12 protein-coding genes are annotated in these 17,718 nt (G+C 69.2%); 9 read left to right on the top strand and 3 right to left on the bottom strand.

Annotated features, from left to right (window positions below; genetic code table 11):
* Window positions 1-80: 80 nt before the first annotated feature.
* Window positions 81-4,415, bottom strand: coding sequence for a hypothetical protein (locus tag ACWV14_RS05620; RefSeq protein ID WP_454907775.1), 4,335 nt, complete (start codon window positions 4,413-4,415; stop codon window positions 81-83).
* A 312-nt stretch (window positions 4,416-4,727) separates the two neighbouring features.
* Between ACWV14_RS05620 and ACWV14_RS05615 the strand changes: the two genes are divergently transcribed.
* Entirely contained in the window at window positions 4,728-5,162 is a 435-nt protein-coding gene (locus ACWV14_RS05615; protein WP_081271722.1) for a DUF1841 family protein, read from the top strand.
* 104 nt (window positions 5,163-5,266) lie between these two features.
* On the opposite strand, the gene ACWV14_RS05610 is transcribed toward ACWV14_RS05615, so the two are convergent.
* Window positions 5,267-6,256 carry a LysR substrate-binding domain-containing protein gene (locus ACWV14_RS05610; RefSeq protein ID WP_454907776.1) on the bottom strand — a complete coding sequence of 330 codons (990 nt, stop codon included), beginning with the start codon at window positions 6,254-6,256 and terminating at the stop codon, window positions 5,267-5,269.
* 104 nt (window positions 6,257-6,360) lie between these two features.
* Here ACWV14_RS05610 and pcaH point away from each other — a divergent pair, with 104 nt between their 5' ends.
* Both pcaH and pcaG read left to right on the top strand, forming a co-directional pair.
* Entirely contained in the window at window positions 6,361-7,086 is a 726-nt protein-coding gene (gene pcaH / locus ACWV14_RS05605) for a protocatechuate 3,4-dioxygenase subunit beta (RefSeq protein WP_237676071.1), read from the top strand.
* 17 nt (window positions 7,087-7,103) lie between these two features.
* Complete coding sequence (gene pcaG, locus ACWV14_RS05600; RefSeq protein ID WP_422085000.1) at window positions 7,104-7,712, top strand: protocatechuate 3,4-dioxygenase subunit alpha; 609 nt, start codon at window positions 7,104-7,106, stop codon at window positions 7,710-7,712.
* A gap of 68 nt (window positions 7,713-7,780) precedes the next feature.
* On the opposite strand, the gene ACWV14_RS05595 is transcribed toward pcaG, so the two are convergent.
* Window positions 7,781-8,473 carry a c-type cytochrome gene (locus ACWV14_RS05595; protein WP_454907777.1) on the bottom strand — a complete coding sequence of 231 codons (693 nt, stop codon included), beginning with the start codon at window positions 8,471-8,473 and terminating at the stop codon, window positions 7,781-7,783.
* A 160-nt stretch (window positions 8,474-8,633) separates the two neighbouring features.
* Between ACWV14_RS05595 and ACWV14_RS05590 the strand changes: the two genes are divergently transcribed.
* The 6 genes from ACWV14_RS05590 to ACWV14_RS05565 all read left to right on the top strand — a co-directional run bounded on the left by ACWV14_RS05590 (window position 8,634) and on the right by ACWV14_RS05565 (window position 17,683).
* Window positions 8,634-9,488, top strand: a complete 855-nt coding sequence (locus ACWV14_RS05590) for an AAA family ATPase (protein ID WP_422084999.1) — start codon at window positions 8,634-8,636, stop codon at window positions 9,486-9,488.
* A 4-nt stretch (window positions 9,489-9,492) separates the two neighbouring features.
* The gene (locus ACWV14_RS05585; protein ID WP_422084998.1) at window positions 9,493-9,738 is read left to right on the top strand and encodes a hypothetical protein; all 246 of its coding nucleotides are present in this window, start codon (window positions 9,493-9,495) and stop codon (window positions 9,736-9,738) included.
* A 40-nt stretch (window positions 9,739-9,778) separates the two neighbouring features.
* Window positions 9,779-10,366 (top strand): GNAT family N-acetyltransferase, encoded by a 588-nt coding sequence (locus ACWV14_RS05580; protein ID WP_454907778.1) that lies wholly within the window; start codon window positions 9,779-9,781, stop codon window positions 10,364-10,366.
* A gap of 25 nt (window positions 10,367-10,391) precedes the next feature.
* Window positions 10,392-11,579, top strand: a complete 1,188-nt coding sequence (locus ACWV14_RS05575) for a vWA domain-containing protein (RefSeq protein ID WP_422084996.1) — start codon at window positions 10,392-10,394, stop codon at window positions 11,577-11,579.
* A 67-nt stretch (window positions 11,580-11,646) separates the two neighbouring features.
* Window positions 11,647-13,584, top strand: coding sequence for an autotransporter assembly complex protein TamA (locus ACWV14_RS05570; RefSeq protein WP_454907779.1), 1,938 nt, complete (start codon window positions 11,647-11,649; stop codon window positions 13,582-13,584).
* Between the two features lie 10 nt (window positions 13,585-13,594).
* Window positions 13,595-17,683, top strand: a complete 4,089-nt coding sequence (locus ACWV14_RS05565) for a translocation/assembly module TamB domain-containing protein (RefSeq protein ID WP_454907780.1) — start codon at window positions 13,595-13,597, stop codon at window positions 17,681-17,683.
* Window positions 17,684-17,718: the final 35 nt, after the last annotated feature.

Below are 17,718 nucleotides of genomic sequence, written 5' to 3'. Positions count from 1 at the left end.
AATCCTTTCGCGGGACAGGCCGGTGGCGGCCTGTCCCTGGTGCTTCCGCTCCCCACCCCTCCTTCTGCTGTTCTTGTGAATCAGCCCAACAGGCCGTGAAGGATGTTGGTCACCGGCGACAGCGCACTGCCGGCCGGGCTGTGTTCGACCAGGCTGGTGATCGGCGTCACGACGTCGGTCACCAGCGGCGTGGTCACGTGCTCCACGGTGTTCACCACGCTGATGACGACATCGGTCACCGGTGCGGCCGCATGGGACGCGCCGGCCAGGATGTCGGTCACCGGCGCCGTGGCATCGGACGCCGCGTGCGTGACGTTCGAGGCGACCGAGCTGACGGTGTCCGTGACGCCGCTGGCGACGCTGCTCACCGGCTGCAGGATGTTGGCCACCGGGCTGCTGCCACCCAGCAGGCCGCCGAGCAGTCCGCCGACGAGGCCGTCGTTGCCCAGCAGGCTGCCGACCAGGCCGTCGTTGCCGAGGACACCACCGAGCGCGCCACCCGAGCCGGTGCCGCCACCGAGCAGGCCGCCCACGAGGCCGTCACTGCCGAGGACGCCGCCGAGCAAGCCGCCTTCGCTGCCGCCGAGAACGCCACCCAGGACGCCTTGATCGCCCAGCACACCGCCGAGCAGACCACCGTCGGTGCCGCCACCCAGCAGGCCGCCAACGAGGCCGTCGCTGCCGAGGACGCCGCCGAGCAGGCCGCCTTCGCTGCCGCCGAGTACGCCGCCCAGGACGCCGTGGTCGCCCAGCACACCGCCGAGCAGACCACCGTCGGTGCCGCCACCCAGCAGGCCGCCCACGAGGCCGTCGCTGCCGAGGACGCCGCCGAGCAGGCCGCCTTCGCTGCCGCCGAGTACGCCGCCCAGGACGCCGTGATCGCCCAGCACACCGCCAAGCAGACCACCGTCGGTGCCGCCACCCAGCAGGCCGCCAACGAGGCCGTCGCTGCCGAGGACGCCGCCGAGCAGGCCGCCTTCGGTGCCGCCGAGTACGCCACCCAGGATGCCGTTGTCACCCAGCACGCCGCCAAGCAGGCCGCCGTCACCGCCGAGCACACCGCCCAGCACGCCGTTGTCACCCAGCACGCCACCGAGCAGGCCACCGTCACCGCCGAGCACACCGCCCAGCACGCCACCGAGCAGGCCACCGTCGCCGCCGAGCACTCCGCCCAGCAGGCCGTTGTCACCCAGCACGCCACCGAGCAGGCCACCGTCACCGCCGAGCACGCCGCCCAGCACGCCGTTGTCACCCAGCACGCCGCCCAGCAGGCCGTTGTCACCCAGCACGCCGCCAAGCAGGCCACCGTCGCCGCCAAGCACACCACCCAGCAGGCCGTTGTCACCCAGCACGCCACCGAGCAGGCCGCCGTCGCCGCCGAGCACACCGCCCAGCACGCCGTTGTCACCCAGCACGCCACCGAGCAGGCCGCCGTCGCCACCGAGCACACCGCCCAGCAGGCCGTTGTCACCCAGCACGCCGCCAAGCAGGCCACCGTCGCCGCCGAGCACGCCACCCAGCAGGCCGTTGTCACCCAGCACACCGCCGAGCAGGCCGCCGTCACCGCCGAGCACACCGCCCAGCACGCCGCCGTTCAGCAGGTTCGCCACGCCGTCCGTGAGGTAGTCCACCTGCGTATCGACGGCATGCAGCACCGCGGTCGTCGTACCCGTGCCCAGCAGTTGATCGGTCAGCGGGCTCAGCAGGCCGCCGACGCCGTCGGTCACCTGGCTCACCACGCTGTCGACCGGGTCGAGCACGTTGGGGCTGTTCGAGTTGAAGGAGGTGCCGAGCACCGGGCCGAGCAGGCCGTCGACCGTGTCGGTCAGGCTGTCCGTGAGGCCGACCACCGGCGTGAGCACGTCGCCCAGGCCGAGGTCGCCGAGAACGCCGTGGTTCAGGCCGTTGGCCACGCTGCCGACAACGCTGTCGACCGGGTCGAGCAGCGCTGCGCCGGTACCCGGCGTGCCGCCGTTGCCGATGCCGCCCAGCACACCGCCGAGCACGCCACCCAGCAGGCCGTCGCTGCCCAGGAGGCCACCGACCAGACCGTCGTTGCCCAGCAGGCCGCCAACCAGGCCATCCGGCCCGAGCAGTCCGCCGCCGAGGCCGTCGCCGCCGAGCACGCTGCCCAGGCCGTTGTCGCCCAGCAGGCCGCCGACGAGGCCGTCGTTGCCGAGCAGGCCACCCACCGGGCCTTCGCTGCCCAGGAGGCCGCCGACCAGGCCGTTGTCGCCGAGCACGCCGCCGAGGAGGCCGTCGTTGCCCAGCAGGCCACCCACCAGGCCGTCGTTGCCGAGCACACCGCCGAGCAGGCCGTCGCCGCCCAGCAGGCCGCCGACCACGCCGTTGTCGCCGAGCAGGCCACCCAGCAGGCCGTCGTTGCTGAGCAGGCCGCCCAGCGCGCCGTTGTCGCCCAGCAGGCCGTCGACCACGCCCTTGTCGCCGAGCAGGCCGCCGAGGGCACCGCCCAGCAGGCCGTCGTCGCCACCGAGCAGGCCGCCGAGCGGGCTGTCGGTGATCAGGCCGGACACCACGCCATGCTCGCCGAGCAGGCTGTCGACCAGGCCGCCGTGGCCCAGCAGCTGGCCGGTGAGGCCGTCGCTGCCCAGCAGGTTGGACAGTGCACCGTCGCCGCCGAGCAGGCCACCGACGAGGCCGTCGTCACCGAGCAGGCCACCCACCGCGCTGCCTTCGCCGAGCAGGCCGCCCAGCAGGCCCTGTTCGCCAAGCAGGCCGCCGGTGAGGCCGCCGATGGCGCCCTTGTCTCCGAGCAGGCCACCCACGAGGCCGTCGCTGCCCAGCACTTCACCGAGCAGGCCGCCGACGACACCCTTGTCGCCCAGCAGGCCACCGACCAGGCCGTCCTGGCCGAGCAGGCCGCCGACCAGGCCCTTGTCGCTGAGCAGGCCGGACACGAGGCTGCCTTCGCCCAGCACGTTGCCGAGCACGTCGCCGATGACGCCGTCCTTGCCCAGCAGCTGGTCGGTCACGCCGCCGAGGCCCAGGGCACCGGTCAGGCCGCTCACGATGCCGTGGTCGCCGATGAGGTTCTCCAGGCCGTTGTGCAGCGCGTCGGTCAGGTAGTCGACCTGCTGGTTCAGCGTGCCGAGGATCTGGTTGGTGGCGCCGGCGCCCAGCAGGCCGTCGAGCGCCGGGCTCAGCGCGCCGCCCAGCAGGTGAGTGACGTCGGCGACGGTGTTGTCGACCGGGTCGAACTCGTTGGGGTTGTTGGGCGTGAAGGTGGTCCCGAGCAGCGGAGACAGCACGTTGTCGACGACGTCGGTCACGCCGTCGACCACGTGGGTCACGGGGGTGAGCGCACCGCCGAGACCGAGCGCGCCGCTGACGCCGTCGACGACGTGGCTGACGAGGCCGTCGCCCGGATCGAGGAGGTGGTCGCCATCGGCGTCGGCGTCTGCATCCGCATCCGAGTCGGCATCTGCATCCGCGTCAGCGTCCGAATCGGCGTCGGCGTCGGCATCCGAATCGGAGTCCGCGTCGGCGTCTGCATCGGAGTCGGCATCTGCGTCGGCATCCGAGTCGGAGTCGGCGTCAGCGTCTGCATCCGAGTCGGCATCTGCATCGGCATCCGAATCGGAGTCCGCGTCGGCGTCGGCATCCGAATCAGCATCGGCGTCTGCATCGGCGTCGGCATCGGCATCGGCATCGGCGTCTGCATCCGAGTCGGCGTCCGAATCCGCGTCGCCGTCGGCATCGGCATCCGAGTCCGCGTCGGAGTCCGCGTCCGCATCGGAGTCAGGTGTGGTGGGCGTGGTCGGGGTCGTGGGCGTGTTCGGATCGCCGGAGGACACGAGCAGCGGAATGCCGGACGTGCCGCCACCGCCACCGCCGCTGAGCGCGGCACCCAGTGCCGCGGCACCCAGGGCACCCAGCGCGAATTCGCCCAGGCCGATGCCGCTGCCGGCAGCGAGCTTCTTGGTCACGGCCAGCGCGGCCGCGTCGGCGTCGCTGTCGGGCGGGGTCACTTGCAGGTCGCCCGAGGCGACATCCACATTCACTTGTTCGAGGCCGCCCGGCAGCTTGGTCGAGCCGATGGTGGCGTCGGTGCCGCCGGTGAAGACGCCGGCCAGCGGCGCCTTGTTGGTGGCGGAGCCGGGGAACAGCACGTTGGCGTGGCCGTCTTGCGGCACGATCACGCGGTCACCGGCAATCAGGGTCTGATTGCCATCGACCGGAATGCGGACACCGTCGCGCATCACTGCGACGCCGGGCGTGGCATTCGATAATGTCCCGATGCTGGCCGGACCGGCAGCAGCAGCGGGCGCCGCCGAACTCAACGCGCCGGGAGTGCCGAGCGGAGTAACGGTGGCCTGGGCAATGACAACAGGAGCTGCGCCATTGGCGGCGGCAAGTCCTTCGGTCGAAACGGTCGATGCTTGTGGAGCGTTCATGGCAGCCTCTGTGACAAAAGATGCCTACTAAGGGGCAACTAGCGTGCCGCTTTGGTCCAGCCCCGTGCCAAGCTGCTTGCCGATGACGCAACCTGTTGATTTGTATGGATATTTTTCTTTTTGGCGGCCTGCCGGCCATGTGTGGAAACAGCTCGTAAGCAGGTCATTTCGCGATTCGTTACGTTACGGCGTAACGCTTCGTACCCGGAACGCCGGACACATCGAGCCCCCGAAAAAGCGACCTTTCGGCTGACCTCCTCACCCGTCTTCACCCCTCTTCGCCTTCCCTACCCTTCTCGCACCTATCTATATATGTTCAACCCCTCCCAGGAAGACGTGCGCCGCTTCTTCTGCGACGTGTACGCCAAGCACCGGCAGGGCTTGCCGATGGAAGCGCTCGAGACCATCGCCGCCGGCTGGATCGACCAGCACCCCGAATATCACGAGGACCTGGCCGATGCCGACGCGGCGGTCGCGCGGGTCTATGACGGATCGAACGGGCGCGAGAACCCGTTCCTTCATCTGTCGATGCACCTGTCGATCAGCGAGCAGTGCTCGATCGACCAGCCGCGCGGCATCCGCCAGGCCGTCGAGTTGCTGGCCGCGCGGCGCGGCTCGCTGCTGCATGCGCACCACGAGGCAATGGACTGCCTGGGCCAGATGATGTGGGAGAGCCAGCGCGCCGGCCGGCCGCCGGATGGCGAGGGCTACGTCGCCTGCGTGCAGCGCCGGGCCACGAAGGACTGACCCCCAGGCTGCGCGCACTTCGTGTCGCTTCGCCAACCCCCTTGCAGGGGGCAACACCTGCGGCCCGGCAAAGCCGGTTCCGCGGCGTTCCTGGCGAAAACCGGCTAGCCGCCGCGCTTTTGTCTGGCCGCTGGTGGCACCGCCCCCTGCTCTTTGGCCGCCTCGCGCAGCAGCGCGGCCATCGCGGCGCGCAATGCCGAAGGCTCGGCGTCGCTGCGCTGCAGCAGGCCGACCGGCTCCTCGGTGCCCGCCGTCTCGATGCGCAGCCGCACCAGGCGGCCTTCGGCCAGTTCGCCACGCGCGGCGCCCAGCGGCGTGATCCACACCGCGTCGGACACCGCCACCAGCGCGCGCGCCACCGCCACGTCGAGCGTCTGCAGCGCATTGGTCGGCAGCACCAGGCCACGGGCCGACAGGAAGCTCTCGGTGTTATGGCGCGGGATCGTGCCTTCGCCGTACACCACCAGCGGATAGCCGAGCACCGCCTGCACCGACGCCGCCTTCAGCGCCAGCGGATGCCCCGCCCGCACCGCGAACACCAGCGGCTCGGTGTGCAGCAGCTCGAAGCTCAGGCCGCCCATCAGGCGCGGATCGCTCATGCGGCCGACCACCAGGTCGAGCTCGCCGGCGCGCAGCTCGTCGAGCAGCGCGCCGTTGGCGGCGCTCTTCACCACGATCTGCACCTGCGGCCAGCCGTCGCGCAACCGCGCCAGCGCCGTCGGCAGCAGGGCCGGCGCCACGCTCGGCAGCGCGCCGATGCGCAGCCGCTCGATGCGCCCGCCCGCCGCCGGCGCCACCGCCTGCGCGCTGGCATCCAGCGCCTCCAGCACGCGCAGCGCATGCGCCAGCAGTTGCTCGCCGGCGGCCGTGAGGCCCTGCACGCCGCGCCGGCCGGCCTTGCTGCGATCGACCAGCCGGGTGCCGACGATGGCCTCGAGTTCGGACAGCGTCTTCGACACCGCCGGCTGGCTCAGCGCCAGCCGCTCGGCAGCGCGCGCGAGGTGCCGCTCCTGCGCCACGGCGACGAGGCAGCGCAGATGGCGCAGCTGCACGTTGCGCAAGAAGTCCTGGCGAAGATCGGTGGGGGTTTTCAATGCCTGCTGGTTATTGATAACGGAGCAATCTTCAATTTACATCATCGAACGGTGCTTCGAGAATCTGGGCTTCCGGATTCGTCCCACGACAGGAGACAACGTTCATGTTGACCAAGACCAAGGGCAGCTCGCCCATCCTCACCCCGCGCGACTGGGAAGCCCATCCCAGCTACGTGTACCCCGGCTACAAGTCCACCGTGAAGCGCGGCCCGCAGAAGCCGCTGATTCCGCTGAAGGCCTCGCTCGGCGAGCTGCAGCAGCCGGTGTACGGCCACGACAGCATCGGCGAGTTCGACCACGACCTCACGCGCAATGCGCGCAAGAACGGCGAGCCGCTGGGCGAACGCATGATCCTCACGGGCCGCGTGCTCGACGACCGCCGCCGTCCGGTGGCCAACACGCTGGTCGAACTCTGGCAGGCCAACGCCTCGGGCCGCTACGTGCACAAGGTCGACCAGCACGACGCGCCGCTGGACCCCAACTTCCTGGGTGCGGGCCGCTGCCTGACCGACAGCGAGGGCCGCTACCGCTTCCTCACCATCAAGCCCGGCGCCTATCCCTGGGGCAACCATCCGAACGCCTGGCGTCCGCAGCACATCCACCTGTCGCTGTTCGGCCAGAGCTTTGCGAGCCGCCTGGTCACGCAGATGTACTTCCCCGGCGACCCGCTGCTGCAGTACGACCCCATGGTCACCGGCACGCCCGAGCGCTACCGCAACCGCCTGATCGCCGACTTCAGCCTCGACATCACCGAAGAAGGCTACGCACTGGGCTACCAGTTCGACATCGTGCTGCGCGGCGCAGACGAGACCCCTTTCGAGAACCGCTGAGCCAGGAGACGCAAACCATGTTGATGACCGCACAGGAAGCCGACTTCGGCCAGACCCCCTCGCAAACCGTGGGCCCGTACTTCGCCTACGGCCTCACCGCCACGCAGTACGGCTACGACTTCGACCAGCCCTTCGATGCCGTGCTCGCGCTCGACAACGCCAGCGGCCAGCGCATCCGCCTCGAAGGCCGCGTGATCGACGGCGACGGCAACCCGATCAACGACGCGCTGGTCGAGATCAGCCAGCCCGACGGCGAGGGCCGCTATCCGCAGACGCCCGAAGAAGCGCGCGCCATCGGCTTTCGCGCCTTCGGCCGCGTCGGCACCGGCACCACCGAGGGCAACCGCTTCGTGTTCCACACCGTGAAGCCCGGTGCCGAGTCGCCCGGCGAAGCACCGCACATCAACGTGATCGTGCTGATGCGCGGCCTGCTGCTGCATGCGTTCACGCGCGTGTACTTCAGCGACGAAGCCGAAGCCAACGCGAAAGACGCAGTGCTGCAGAGCGTGCCGGCCGAGCGCCGTCACACGCTGATTGCGGAGCGCGTGGAGCAAGGCGGCGCGGTGACCTACCGCTTCGACATCCGCATGCAAGGCACGGACGAGACGGCCTTCTTCGACATCTGATCTCAGGGAAATCCCGGACAAAAAAATGCCCGCTCTCAGCGGGCATTTTTGTTTTGAACCGGGGCTGCTTATTCGGCGCCGTGGTGGATGCGCGACTCGGGCACCGTCTTCAGTTCGCCGGGCAGCGAGCTGATGTAGGAGGCCAGCGTCTTGAGCTCGGCCGTGGTGAACTTCTTCTCTTCGACCTGCTGGCCCATCACCGCGTTGGAGCGGCCGAGGTGCGGGTTGTTCTTCACGCGGTACGACTTGAGCGCGACGAACAGGTAGTCGGCATGCTGGCCGGCCAGCTTGGGCACGGTGCCGTCGTTCGGCGTGTTGAAGTTGGCGCCGTGGCACTTGGTGCAGCTGTTGTCGGCGTTGCGGGTGATGAGCGCCTCGACGTTGGCGGGCGTGGCCTTGGCCAGCGTGGAGGGCGGTGCGCCGCCGTCCTTCAGGCCGAGCTGGCTGTAGTAGGCAGCGAGGTCGGCAATGTCCTGCTCGGTGAGCGTGTCGGCAATGGCACGCATGGTGGGGTGCTTGCGGTCGCCGCCCTTGTACGCGGTGAGCGCGGCCGTGATGTAGGTGGCGCTTTGGCCGGCGATCATCGGCACCTTGTGGATCTCGGGGAAGCTGGCCTGGTAGCCGATGATGCCGTGGCAGCCCACGCACATGGCTACCTTCTTTGCTCCGTCCTGGGCCTTGCCAGTGACTTGTTGGGCTTCAGCCGAGACCGTCACGCAAGCGACAGCAAGGGCAAACATCGTGGTCAACAACTTGTTCATTTTGCGCGCACAATCTCGTGGAGAGTACAGTTTTTCGGATCAACATTCGATTATATGCAGGGGTCCCCTGGAACCCTGTGCAGGCCAACCCTGAGGCCGCACGACGCAAATCGAGTGTGTTCTTTTCTCCACCCCGGCCTCAGTCCCACTCATCTCACTCATGAAATTCCAGGGCTCAGACAATTACGTCGCCACGAAAGACCTGATGCTCGCGGTCAACGCGGCCATCACCCTCAAGCGTCCTCTGCTCGTCAAGGGCGAACCCGGCACCGGCAAGACCATGCTGGCCGAGGAAGTGGCACAGTCGCTCGGCCTGCCGCTGCTGCAGTGGCACATCAAGTCAACCACCAAGGCACAGCAGGGCCTGTATGAATACGACGCGGTGAGCCGCCTGCGCGACTCGCAGCTCAAGGACCTGGACGGCGGCGAGCGCGTCAGCGACATCAACAACTACATCATCAAGGGCGTGCTCTGGCAGGCCTTCACGGCCGACCAGCCGGTGGCGCTGCTGATCGACGAGATCGACAAGGCCGACATCGAATTCCCGAACGACCTGCTGCGCGAAATCGACCGCATGGAGTTCTACTGCTACGAGACGCGCGAACTCATCCGCGCCAAGCACCGGCCCGTGGTGTTCATCACCTCGAACAACGAGAAGGAACTGCCCGACGCCTTCCTGCGCCGCTGCTTCTTCCACTACATCAAGTTCCCGGACGCGGAGACGATGAAGCACATCGTCGCGGTGCACTTCCCCGGCCTCAAGCAGGAGCTGCTCACCGCCGCGATGAAGACCTTCTACGACGTGCGCAACCTGCCCGGCCTGAAGAAGAAGCCCTCCACCTCCGAGCTGCTCGACTGGCTCAAGCTGCTGGTGGCCGAAGACATTCCGCTCGAGGCGCTGCAGAGCAAGGACGACAAGGTCGCCGTGCCGCCGCTGGTGGGCGCGCTGCTCAAGAACGAACAGGACGTGACGCTCTTCGAGAAGCTCGTCTTCATGCAACGCAACAACCGCTGAACCCATGAGCGGCCAGAAACACTCCACCAAGCAGCTCATGAAGCTGGGCATTGCCCAGGCGGTGCTGTTCATGGTGGGCGCGATGCTCGGTCGCGGGCTCGGGCTGCTGCTCGGCCTCGACGCCTTCGGCAGTGGCGAATACAACAAGCGCGAGCTCTTCGGCATTGCGCTGATCGGCCTGGGCGGCGGTGCAGGTGCACAGGCTGCGCGCGTCTGGTACGTGCACAAGTACGGCGATCCGCGCGGCTGAAGCCGGCGCAAGCTCAACCTCGAACAGAGCCGGAGAAAAGATGGCGTTCGTCGAACCTGTCACGCTGAAGGCCCGCGGCCTCGCGCTGGTGCCGCTCTCGCTCGCGCACGAAGAAGGCCTGCGCGCCGCGGCCGCCGACGGCGAACTGTGGAAGCTGCGCGTCACCTCCGTGCCCGAGCCGCAGGACACGCGCGCCTACATCGAGACCGCGCTCAAGACCGCCGACCGCTTCGCCTTCGCCGTGACCGACGAGGCCACCGGCACGGTGCTCGGCAGCACCAGTTTTCACGACATCCTGCCGGCGGTGAAGCGCGTGGAGATCGGCTACACGTGGTACGCCGCGCGCTGCCAGCGCACCCACGTCAACACCACCTGCAAGCTGCTGATGCTCACGCATGCCTTCGACGCGCTGGGCTGCAACGTGGTGGGCTGGCGCACCGACAACTTCAACTTTGCGTCGCAGCGCGCCATCGAGCGCCTGGGCGCGAAGAAAGACGGCGTGATCCGCGGCCATGCGATGCGCCGCGACGGCACCATCCGCGACACCGTCATGTACAGCCTGCGCGCGGGCGAATGGCCCGAGGTCAAGGCACAGCTGCTGTACCTGCTCGACAAGCCGCGCGGCTGACTGACAGACACACAAGGAGCGCCCCATGCTCATCGACTTTTTCTACACCCTGCGCTCGGCCAAGCTGCCGGTGTCGGTCAAGGAATACCTCACGCTGCTCGAGGCCCTGCAGGCCGACGTGGTGGGGCCGAACTCCGACGGCGCCTACGGCATCGACGATTTCTACTACCTCTCGCGCACCGCGCTGGTGAAGGACGAGAAGCACTACGACAAGTTCGACCGCGCCTTCGCCGCCTATTTCAAGGGCGTGGAGATGCTGACCGACTTCACCAAGGAAGTGCCCCTCGACTGGCTCAAGAAGACGCTGGAGCGCGAGTTCACGGCCGAAGAGAAGGCCAAGATCGAGAAGATGGGCTGGGACGAGCTCATGGAAACGCTCAAGAAGCGCTTCGAGGAGCAGAAGGAACGCCACGAGGGCGGCAGCAAGTGGATCGGCACCGGCGGCACCTCGCCCTTCGGCAACGGCGGCTACAACCCGCAGGGCATCCGCATCGGCGGCGCGGGCAAGAACAAGAGCGCCGTGAAGGTGTGGGACCAGCGCGCCTACAAGGACTACGACGACACGCAGGAGCTGGGCACGCGCAACATCAAGGTCGCGCTGCGCCGGCTGCGCAAGTTCGCGCGCGAGGGCCATGAGGAAGAGCTGGACCTCGACGACACCATCCATTCGACCGCGGCCAACGCCGGCTTCCTAGACATCAAGATGCGGCCCGAGCGCCACAACAACGTCAAGGTGCTGCTGCTGATGGACGTGGGCGGCACCATGGACGAGCACATCCAGCGCGTGGAAGAGCTGTTCTCGGCCGTGAAGACCGAGTTCAAGCATCTTGAATTCTTCTACTTCCACAACTGCGTGTACGACTTCATGTGGAAGAACAACAAGCGCCGCTTCTCCGAGAAGTTCGCGACCTGGGACATCCTGCGCAAGTACAACAAGGACTACAAGCTCATCTTCGTCGGCGACGCGACCATGAGCCCCTACGAGATCCTGCAGCCAGGCGGCAGCGTCGAATACAACAACGAAGAGGCCGGCGCGGAATGGATCCAGCGCCTCACCCACACATTCCCCAAGTTCGCGTGGATCAACCCCGAGCCGCAGGGCGTGTGGCAGTACCGCCAGAGCATCGCGGTGATGCAGCAGCTCATGTCCAACCGCATGTATCCGCTGACCTTGCGCGGCCTCGAAGAGGCCATGCGCATGCTGTCGAAGTAAGTAGGACGAAGCCGGCGATCTGGCGGGGCCTTCAGGAACCGGCCGGGCTTGCTGTCAGAATCCGCCCATGTTCAGGGTGGTTCCAGTTTCCTTGCCGGCGTGGTGGCCGGCTTTGCTTTTTTCCGGCGTCCTGCTTCTGCAAGGCTGCAGCCTGCTGCCGAAGAAGGAGCCGTCCGAAGGCAAGCCCGTGGCCGGCCTCGTGCGCGGCGGCAGCGCCGCCGATACCACCAAAGACGACAAGAACACAGACGACAAGAAGGACAAGGCAGACAAGCGCGACGCCTTCACCGTCGACGTGCGCGGCCCCGAGGCCGTGCGCGACTACCTCGCGCTGCACCTGGAAATCCAGCGCTACCGCGAGCTCGACGACCTCGGCGCCACCGAAATCTCCCGCCTCATGGTGGCCGCCGAAGCCAATGCCCGCGAGCTGCTGGGCACCCTGGGCTACTTCACCCCCACGCTGACGCTCGAACTCAACGAGACGCCCCAGGGCGCCAAGGCCCCGCGCGAGATCGTCATCAGCGTCTCGCCCGGCGAGATCACCAAGGTGAGCAATGTGCAGATCAGCTACGGCGGCCCGATTGCCAATGACGCCACGGCCGAGGCCCAGCGCGATTCGATCCGCACCGGCTGGGCCCTGCGCGCCGGCCAGCCCTTCACCCAGCAGGCCTGGGACGAGGCCAAGACCACCGCGCTGCGCAGCCTCACGGCCAAGCGCTTTCCCACCGGCAACATCGAAATCAGCCGCGCCGAGGTCGATGCCGACCGCCACGAAGCGCGCCTGAGCGTCACCTACCAGTCGGGGCCGGCCTACAAGTTCGGTCCGCTGGTGCTGCGCGGCATCCAGCGCTACGACCCCGACGGCGCGCGCCGCATCGCCCGCCTGCCCAGCGGCCAGGACTACGACCAGCAGAAGCTGCTCGACGCCCAGCAGAGGCTGGCCAGCAGCGGCTACTACGATTCGGTGTTCCTCACGCTCGACACCGAAAGCGGCAACCCGCTGGCCGCGCCCGTCATCGCGCAACTGCGCGAGGCGCCGTTGCAGAAGGTGGTGCTGGGCGCCGGCTTCACCACCGACAACGGCCCGCGCCTGTCGGTCGACCACATCCACAACCAGGTGCCGCTGCTCGGCTGGCGCGCGGTGTCGCGACTGTCGGTAGACCGCGACATCAAGTCGCTCAGCACCGAGCTCAACGCCATTCCCGACGACCACGGCTGGCGCTGGTTTTCCGGCGCGGAGCTGAAAAGCGAGCAGTCGGGCAGCTACGTTGTCGACAGCGGACGCCTGCGCGGCGGGCGCAACAAGTCGAGCGACCACATCGACCGCAGCTACTTCCTGCAGTACGACTACTCGCAGAACCGCGGCACCAATGCACCGCCCTCGGCCTCCGCCGTCACCGCCAACTGGGGCTGGACCGGGCGCTACTTCGACAACAACTCCGCGCCCTCGCGCGGCTTCGGCCTTGCGCTCGAAGTGGCTGCGGGCTACACGCTCACCGGCGAGCAGACGCCCTTCACCCGCACCTACGCCCGCTGGCTCGGCGTGGTGCCGCTGGGCTCGAGCGACGACAAGGAAACCAACGCGCGCCGCAGCCGCCTGCAACTGCGGCTCGAAGGCGGCGCGGTGGCGGCCAAGGACACCGCGCAGATCCCCTCCACGCTGATGTTCCTGACCGGCGGCGACACCACCGTGCGCGGCTACAGCTACAAGCAGATCGGCACCGTTCGCGCCGACGGCACGACCGTGGCCGGCCGCTACCTGGGCGTGGCGAGCGTCGAGTGGCAGCGCCCCTTCGTCTACAACAACAAGCTCACCGACTGGGAGAGCGTGATGTTCGTCGATGCCGGCGCCGTGGCCGACAAGCCCGCCGAGCTCAAGCCCAAGGTGGGCGTGGGCGTGGGTGCGCGCTGGCGCAGCCCGGTGGGGCCGGTGCAGGCCGACCTCGCCTACGGCGTGGACAGCAAGAGATTCCGCCTGCACTTCCGCCTCGGCTTCAACTTCTGATTGCCTGCCGATGCAGACCGACGCCAACAACACCGATCCCGCCGCCACGCCGACGCCGCCCCCCGCCGTGCGGCGCTCGCGCACTCGCCGCGCGCTGCGCGCATTCGCCTGGACCGTGCTCGGCCTTCTCGTGGCCGTGCTGCTGCTGGGCGCGGGCGCGTGGTGGTGGCTGGGTTCGAACAAGTCGCTGGCCTTCGCGCTCGCACAGGCGGCGCAGCGGCTGCCGGCCGGGCAGACGCTGGAAAGCCGCGACGTCACCGGCTCGCTGCGCACCGGCGGCCACATCGGCTGGCTCAAGTACCAGAGCGAAAGCATCGCCGTCGAAGTGAACGACGCCACCATCGGCTGGCAGCTCGCGCCGCTGTTCCAGCGCAAGGTGCAGCTCGGCGAGGTGCATGCCAGGCAGGTGCTGATAGAAAAGCGCGGCCCGCCGAGCGACAAGCCCACAGAGCCGCTGCAGCAGCTCGCGCTTCCGGTCGACGTCGACGTGCCCTTTCGCATCGACGAAGTGCGCTGGGCCGGCCCGCCCGCGCTGCAGGCGCTCAACCTGTCGGGCAGCTACAGCTACAAGGCCGCCGAGCATGCGCTCGAGGTCAAGGGCGTGGACATTGCCGACGGCCACTACAGCGCGCGCGTCAAGCTGCAGGGCCCCGCGCCAATGGCGATCGACGCCTCGCTCAACGGTCGCGTGAAAGCGCCGCTGGCCGAAGACCACGACATCGACGTGCTGGCCGAAGCCACCGCCAAGGGCACGCTCGCAGGCACCGAGGCCCGCCTGCAAGTGGCCGCCGAGCTCAAGCCCGCCGAGGAAAACGCCGACGCCCCGATGGAAGCCAGGCTGCAGGCGCAGATCGCGCCGTGGCTGCCGCAGCCGGTGATCGATGCCAAGGCCGACCTGCGCAACGTGGACGCCTCCAGCCTGTGGCCCGGCGCGCCGGAGACCCGGCTCACCGGCACCGTCGAACTCACGCCCGACGCCGACACCGGCCCGGCCGCATGGAAGGCCTCGGCCGACATCCGCAACAGCGTGGCCGGCCCGTGGGACGAGGAGAAGCTCCCGGTCGAACAGGTGCAGGCCCGCGTCGGTTTCGACGGCACCAGCTGGACCATTCCCGAAGCCACCGTGCGCGCAGGCGGCGGCCGCATCGACGCGGCCGGCAAGTGGAGCCCCGCGCCCGCCCCCTGGCAGGCCCAGGCCACCGTGCGCGGCGTGCGGCCCGGCGCGCTGTACAGCGAGCTTTCCGGCGCGCCGGTGAGCGGCACGATCAAGGCGGAGCAGAAAGAAAGCACCATCAGCTTCGACGCCGCGCTGCGCGCCGAAGGCGGCGCCGGCAACAAGGCGCTGCCCGGCTTCGCGCTCGACCGCGCGCTGGCCCAGGGCCAGTGGAAAGACCAGGTGCTCGACCTGCGCACGCTGCGCATCGAAGCACAGCGCGCCAGCCTCGACGGCAAGCTGCAGGTGCGCGTGGCGGACCAGGCCGGCAGCGGCAAGCTCAACCTCGTGCTGCCGGGCGGCAGCGCGCAGGTCGAAGGCCGCATCGCGCCCACCACCGGCGGCGGCGACATCAAGGCCAGCATCGACGATGCCGACGCCGTACAGCGCTGGGTGCAGGGCCTGCCGGGGCTGTCGAACGTGTTCGCGAACGCCAGCGCCAAGGGCTCGGCCAAGCTCGACGCAAGCTGGCAGGGCGGCTGGCAGACCATCCAGCGCCGCCTGCAGAACGCGAACGCGCCGGCGCAGCGCGGCATTGCCGAGCCCACGCTCAAGGCCATGCTCGGCGTGCCCCGGCTCGACCTGCACCTGCCGGCCTCGGAGCCCGGCGCCGCCGCCACCGCCGTGCAGCTGAACGGCCTGCGCGCCGAACTCGCTGGCAGCCTCGCGCAAGCCAGCCTCACCCTGCAAGGCGAAGCCACCACCGGCACCCAGAAATTCACCATCGACACCCGCGCCAGCGGCGGTCTCGCTGGCACCGACCAGTGGCGCGCCGCGCTCGCCAGCCTGCGCCTGCAGGCGCAGGACAGCGCCCGCCCCGGCGCCCCCTGGGTGCTGGAACTGAGCCGCGAAGTGACGGCCACCATCCGCAGCACCAGCGGCAATGCCGCGCGCCTGGACGTCGAAGCCTCCGCCGCCGCGGCCACCCTGCGCGGCCCCGTGCCCGGCACCGTGCGCATCGACTGGCAGCCGCTGCGCTTCAGCCAGAGCGGCACGGCGCCCAACCGCGTGTTCCGCGTGCAGTCCAAGGGCCAGCTGCAGGGCCTGCCCATGGCCTGGGCCGGCGCGCTCGGCGCCAACACCACGCTGGGCGAATACGGCATCAGCGGCGACCTGATGTTCGACGGCGACTGGGACATCGACGCCGGCGACACGCTGCGTGCCAAGGCCCGCATCGCGCGCCAGAGCGGCGACATCCGCGTGCAGGCCGGCGAGGCCGCGCTGGTCACGCGCATCGTGAGCACCGGCACGGGCACCGCCAGCGAACGCACCATGAACTCCGCCACCGCCCCCAACGGCGTGGAGGCCCCCAGCACCCCGGCCGGCCTGCGCCAGGCGGAGCTGCGGCTCGATGCGCAGGGCGACGCCGTGCGCGCCACCCTGGCGTGGGACAGCGAACGCGCCGGCAAGATCAACGCCGACATCGACACACGCGTACAGCAGCGCGCCGGCGGCTGGCAGTGGGCGCCCGACGCGCCGCTGGGCGGCACCATCAAGGCCAGCCTGCCCAACCTGGGCGTGTGGTCGATGCTGGCGCCGCCGGGCTGGCGCATTGCCGGCACGCTCGACGCCGCCGCCACCCTGTCGGGCAACCGCGCCGTGCCGGGCTGGAACGGCACGCTGGGCGCCGACAAGCTCGCGCTGCGCGCGCCCGTCGAAGGGCTGGACCTGCGCGACGGCCGGCTGCGCGCCTCGCTGAACGGCGAGCGCGTGGAAATCACCGAATTCACGCTCAAGGGCGGCGCCGGCAGCTCCGCGCGCATTGCCGGCCAGAGCGGCAACCGCAGCACCGCGGCCAGCGAGGCCCGCTCCGACGGCGGCACGCTGTCGGCCACCGGCGACCTCAGCTGGGGCCCGGCCAGCGGCACTGCATCGGGCGTGCGCATGGCCATTCAGGGCCAGTTGCGCGCGCTGCGCGTGCTGGTGCGCACCGACAGGCAAGTCACGCTGTCGGGCGACCTGCAGGCCAGGCTGGACAACGGCCAGTTCACCGTGCGCGGCAAGCTCAAGACCGACCGCGCCGTCATCATCCTGCCCGACGAAACCGCGCCCAGCCTGGGCAGCGACGTCGTCGTGCGCTCCGCCGCCAAGGACCGCGAGGCCGCCGAGGCGGCACAGCGCGAATCGGAGCGTGCCGATGCCCAGGCCGCGAAGCCGCAGACCGCCAAGCCGCCGGACATCGTCGTCAACTTCGACCTGGGCGACGACTTCGCGGTGCAGGGCCGCGGCATCACCACCCGCCTGGAAGGCAACCTGGAAATCCGCAGCACCCGGCTGAACGCCCCGCCACGCATCACCGGCGAGGTGAAGACCGTGAAAGGCCAGTACCGCGCCTACGGTCAGCAACTCGACGTGGAAACCGGCGTGGCCCGCTTCAACGGCCCCTTCGACAACCCCGCGCTGGACATCCTGGCCATTCGCCCGAACCTGTCGCAGCGCGCGGGCGTGCAGATCACCGGCACCGCGCAGTCGCCGCGCGTGAAGCTGTACTCCGAGCCCGCCCTGTCGGACGCAGAAACCCTGTCATGGGTGATTCTGGGACGCGCATCGGCCACCAGCGGCGGCGAATCGGCGCTGCTGCAGCAGGCCGCGCTGTCGCTGCTCGGCAAGATCGGCGGCAGCGGCTCAGGCGGCAGCCTGGCCAGCCGCTTCGGGCTGGACGAACTGGGCTTCAAGGGACCGGGCAGCGGGGGCGACCTGCGCGAATCGGCGGTGACGCTGGGCAAGCGGCTGTCGAAGGACTTCTACATCACGTACGAGCGCAGCATCGGCGGGACCTTCGGCACGCTGTTCATCTTCTATGACCTGACGACCAAGCTCACGCTGCGGGGGCAGGCGGGGCAGACGAGCGGGCTGGATCTGATCTATACGGTGAAGTACGACTGAGGGCGAGAGCCCCACGGACTTGGCGTTATTCCCGT

Source organism: Variovorax durovernensis (assembly GCF_977011995.1).
The sequence above is the reverse complement of the archived record's forward strand: the minus strand, read 5'-3'. Positions and strand labels throughout refer to the sequence as shown.

Bases quoted from the DNA above. Each gene is read 5' to 3' on its own strand.
- ACWV14_RS05620 (WP_454907775.1), bottom strand. From the start codon at position 4,415: ATGAACGCTCCACAAGCATCGACCGTTTCGACCGAAGGACTTGCCGCC.
- ACWV14_RS05615 (WP_081271722.1), top strand. From the start codon at position 4,728: ATGTTCAACCCCTCCCAGGAAGACGTGCGCCGCTTCTTCTGCGACGTG.
- pcaH (WP_237676071.1), top strand. From the start codon at position 6,361: ATGTTGACCAAGACCAAGGGCAGCTCGCCCATCCTCACCCCGCGCGAC.
- pcaG (WP_422085000.1), top strand. From the start codon at position 7,104: ATGTTGATGACCGCACAGGAAGCCGACTTCGGCCAGACCCCCTCGCAA.
- ACWV14_RS05595 (WP_454907777.1), bottom strand. From the start codon at position 8,473: ATGAACAAGTTGTTGACCACGATGTTTGCCCTTGCTGTCGCTTGCGTG.
- ACWV14_RS05590 (WP_422084999.1), top strand. From the start codon at position 8,634: ATGAAATTCCAGGGCTCAGACAATTACGTCGCCACGAAAGACCTGATG.
- ACWV14_RS05585 (WP_422084998.1), top strand. From the start codon at position 9,493: ATGAGCGGCCAGAAACACTCCACCAAGCAGCTCATGAAGCTGGGCATT.
- ACWV14_RS05580 (WP_454907778.1), top strand. From the start codon at position 9,779: ATGGCGTTCGTCGAACCTGTCACGCTGAAGGCCCGCGGCCTCGCGCTG.
- ACWV14_RS05575 (WP_422084996.1), top strand. From the start codon at position 10,392: ATGCTCATCGACTTTTTCTACACCCTGCGCTCGGCCAAGCTGCCGGTG.
- ACWV14_RS05570 (WP_454907779.1), top strand. From the start codon at position 11,647: ATGTTCAGGGTGGTTCCAGTTTCCTTGCCGGCGTGGTGGCCGGCTTTG.
- ACWV14_RS05565 (WP_454907780.1), top strand. From the start codon at position 13,595: ATGCAGACCGACGCCAACAACACCGATCCCGCCGCCACGCCGACGCCG.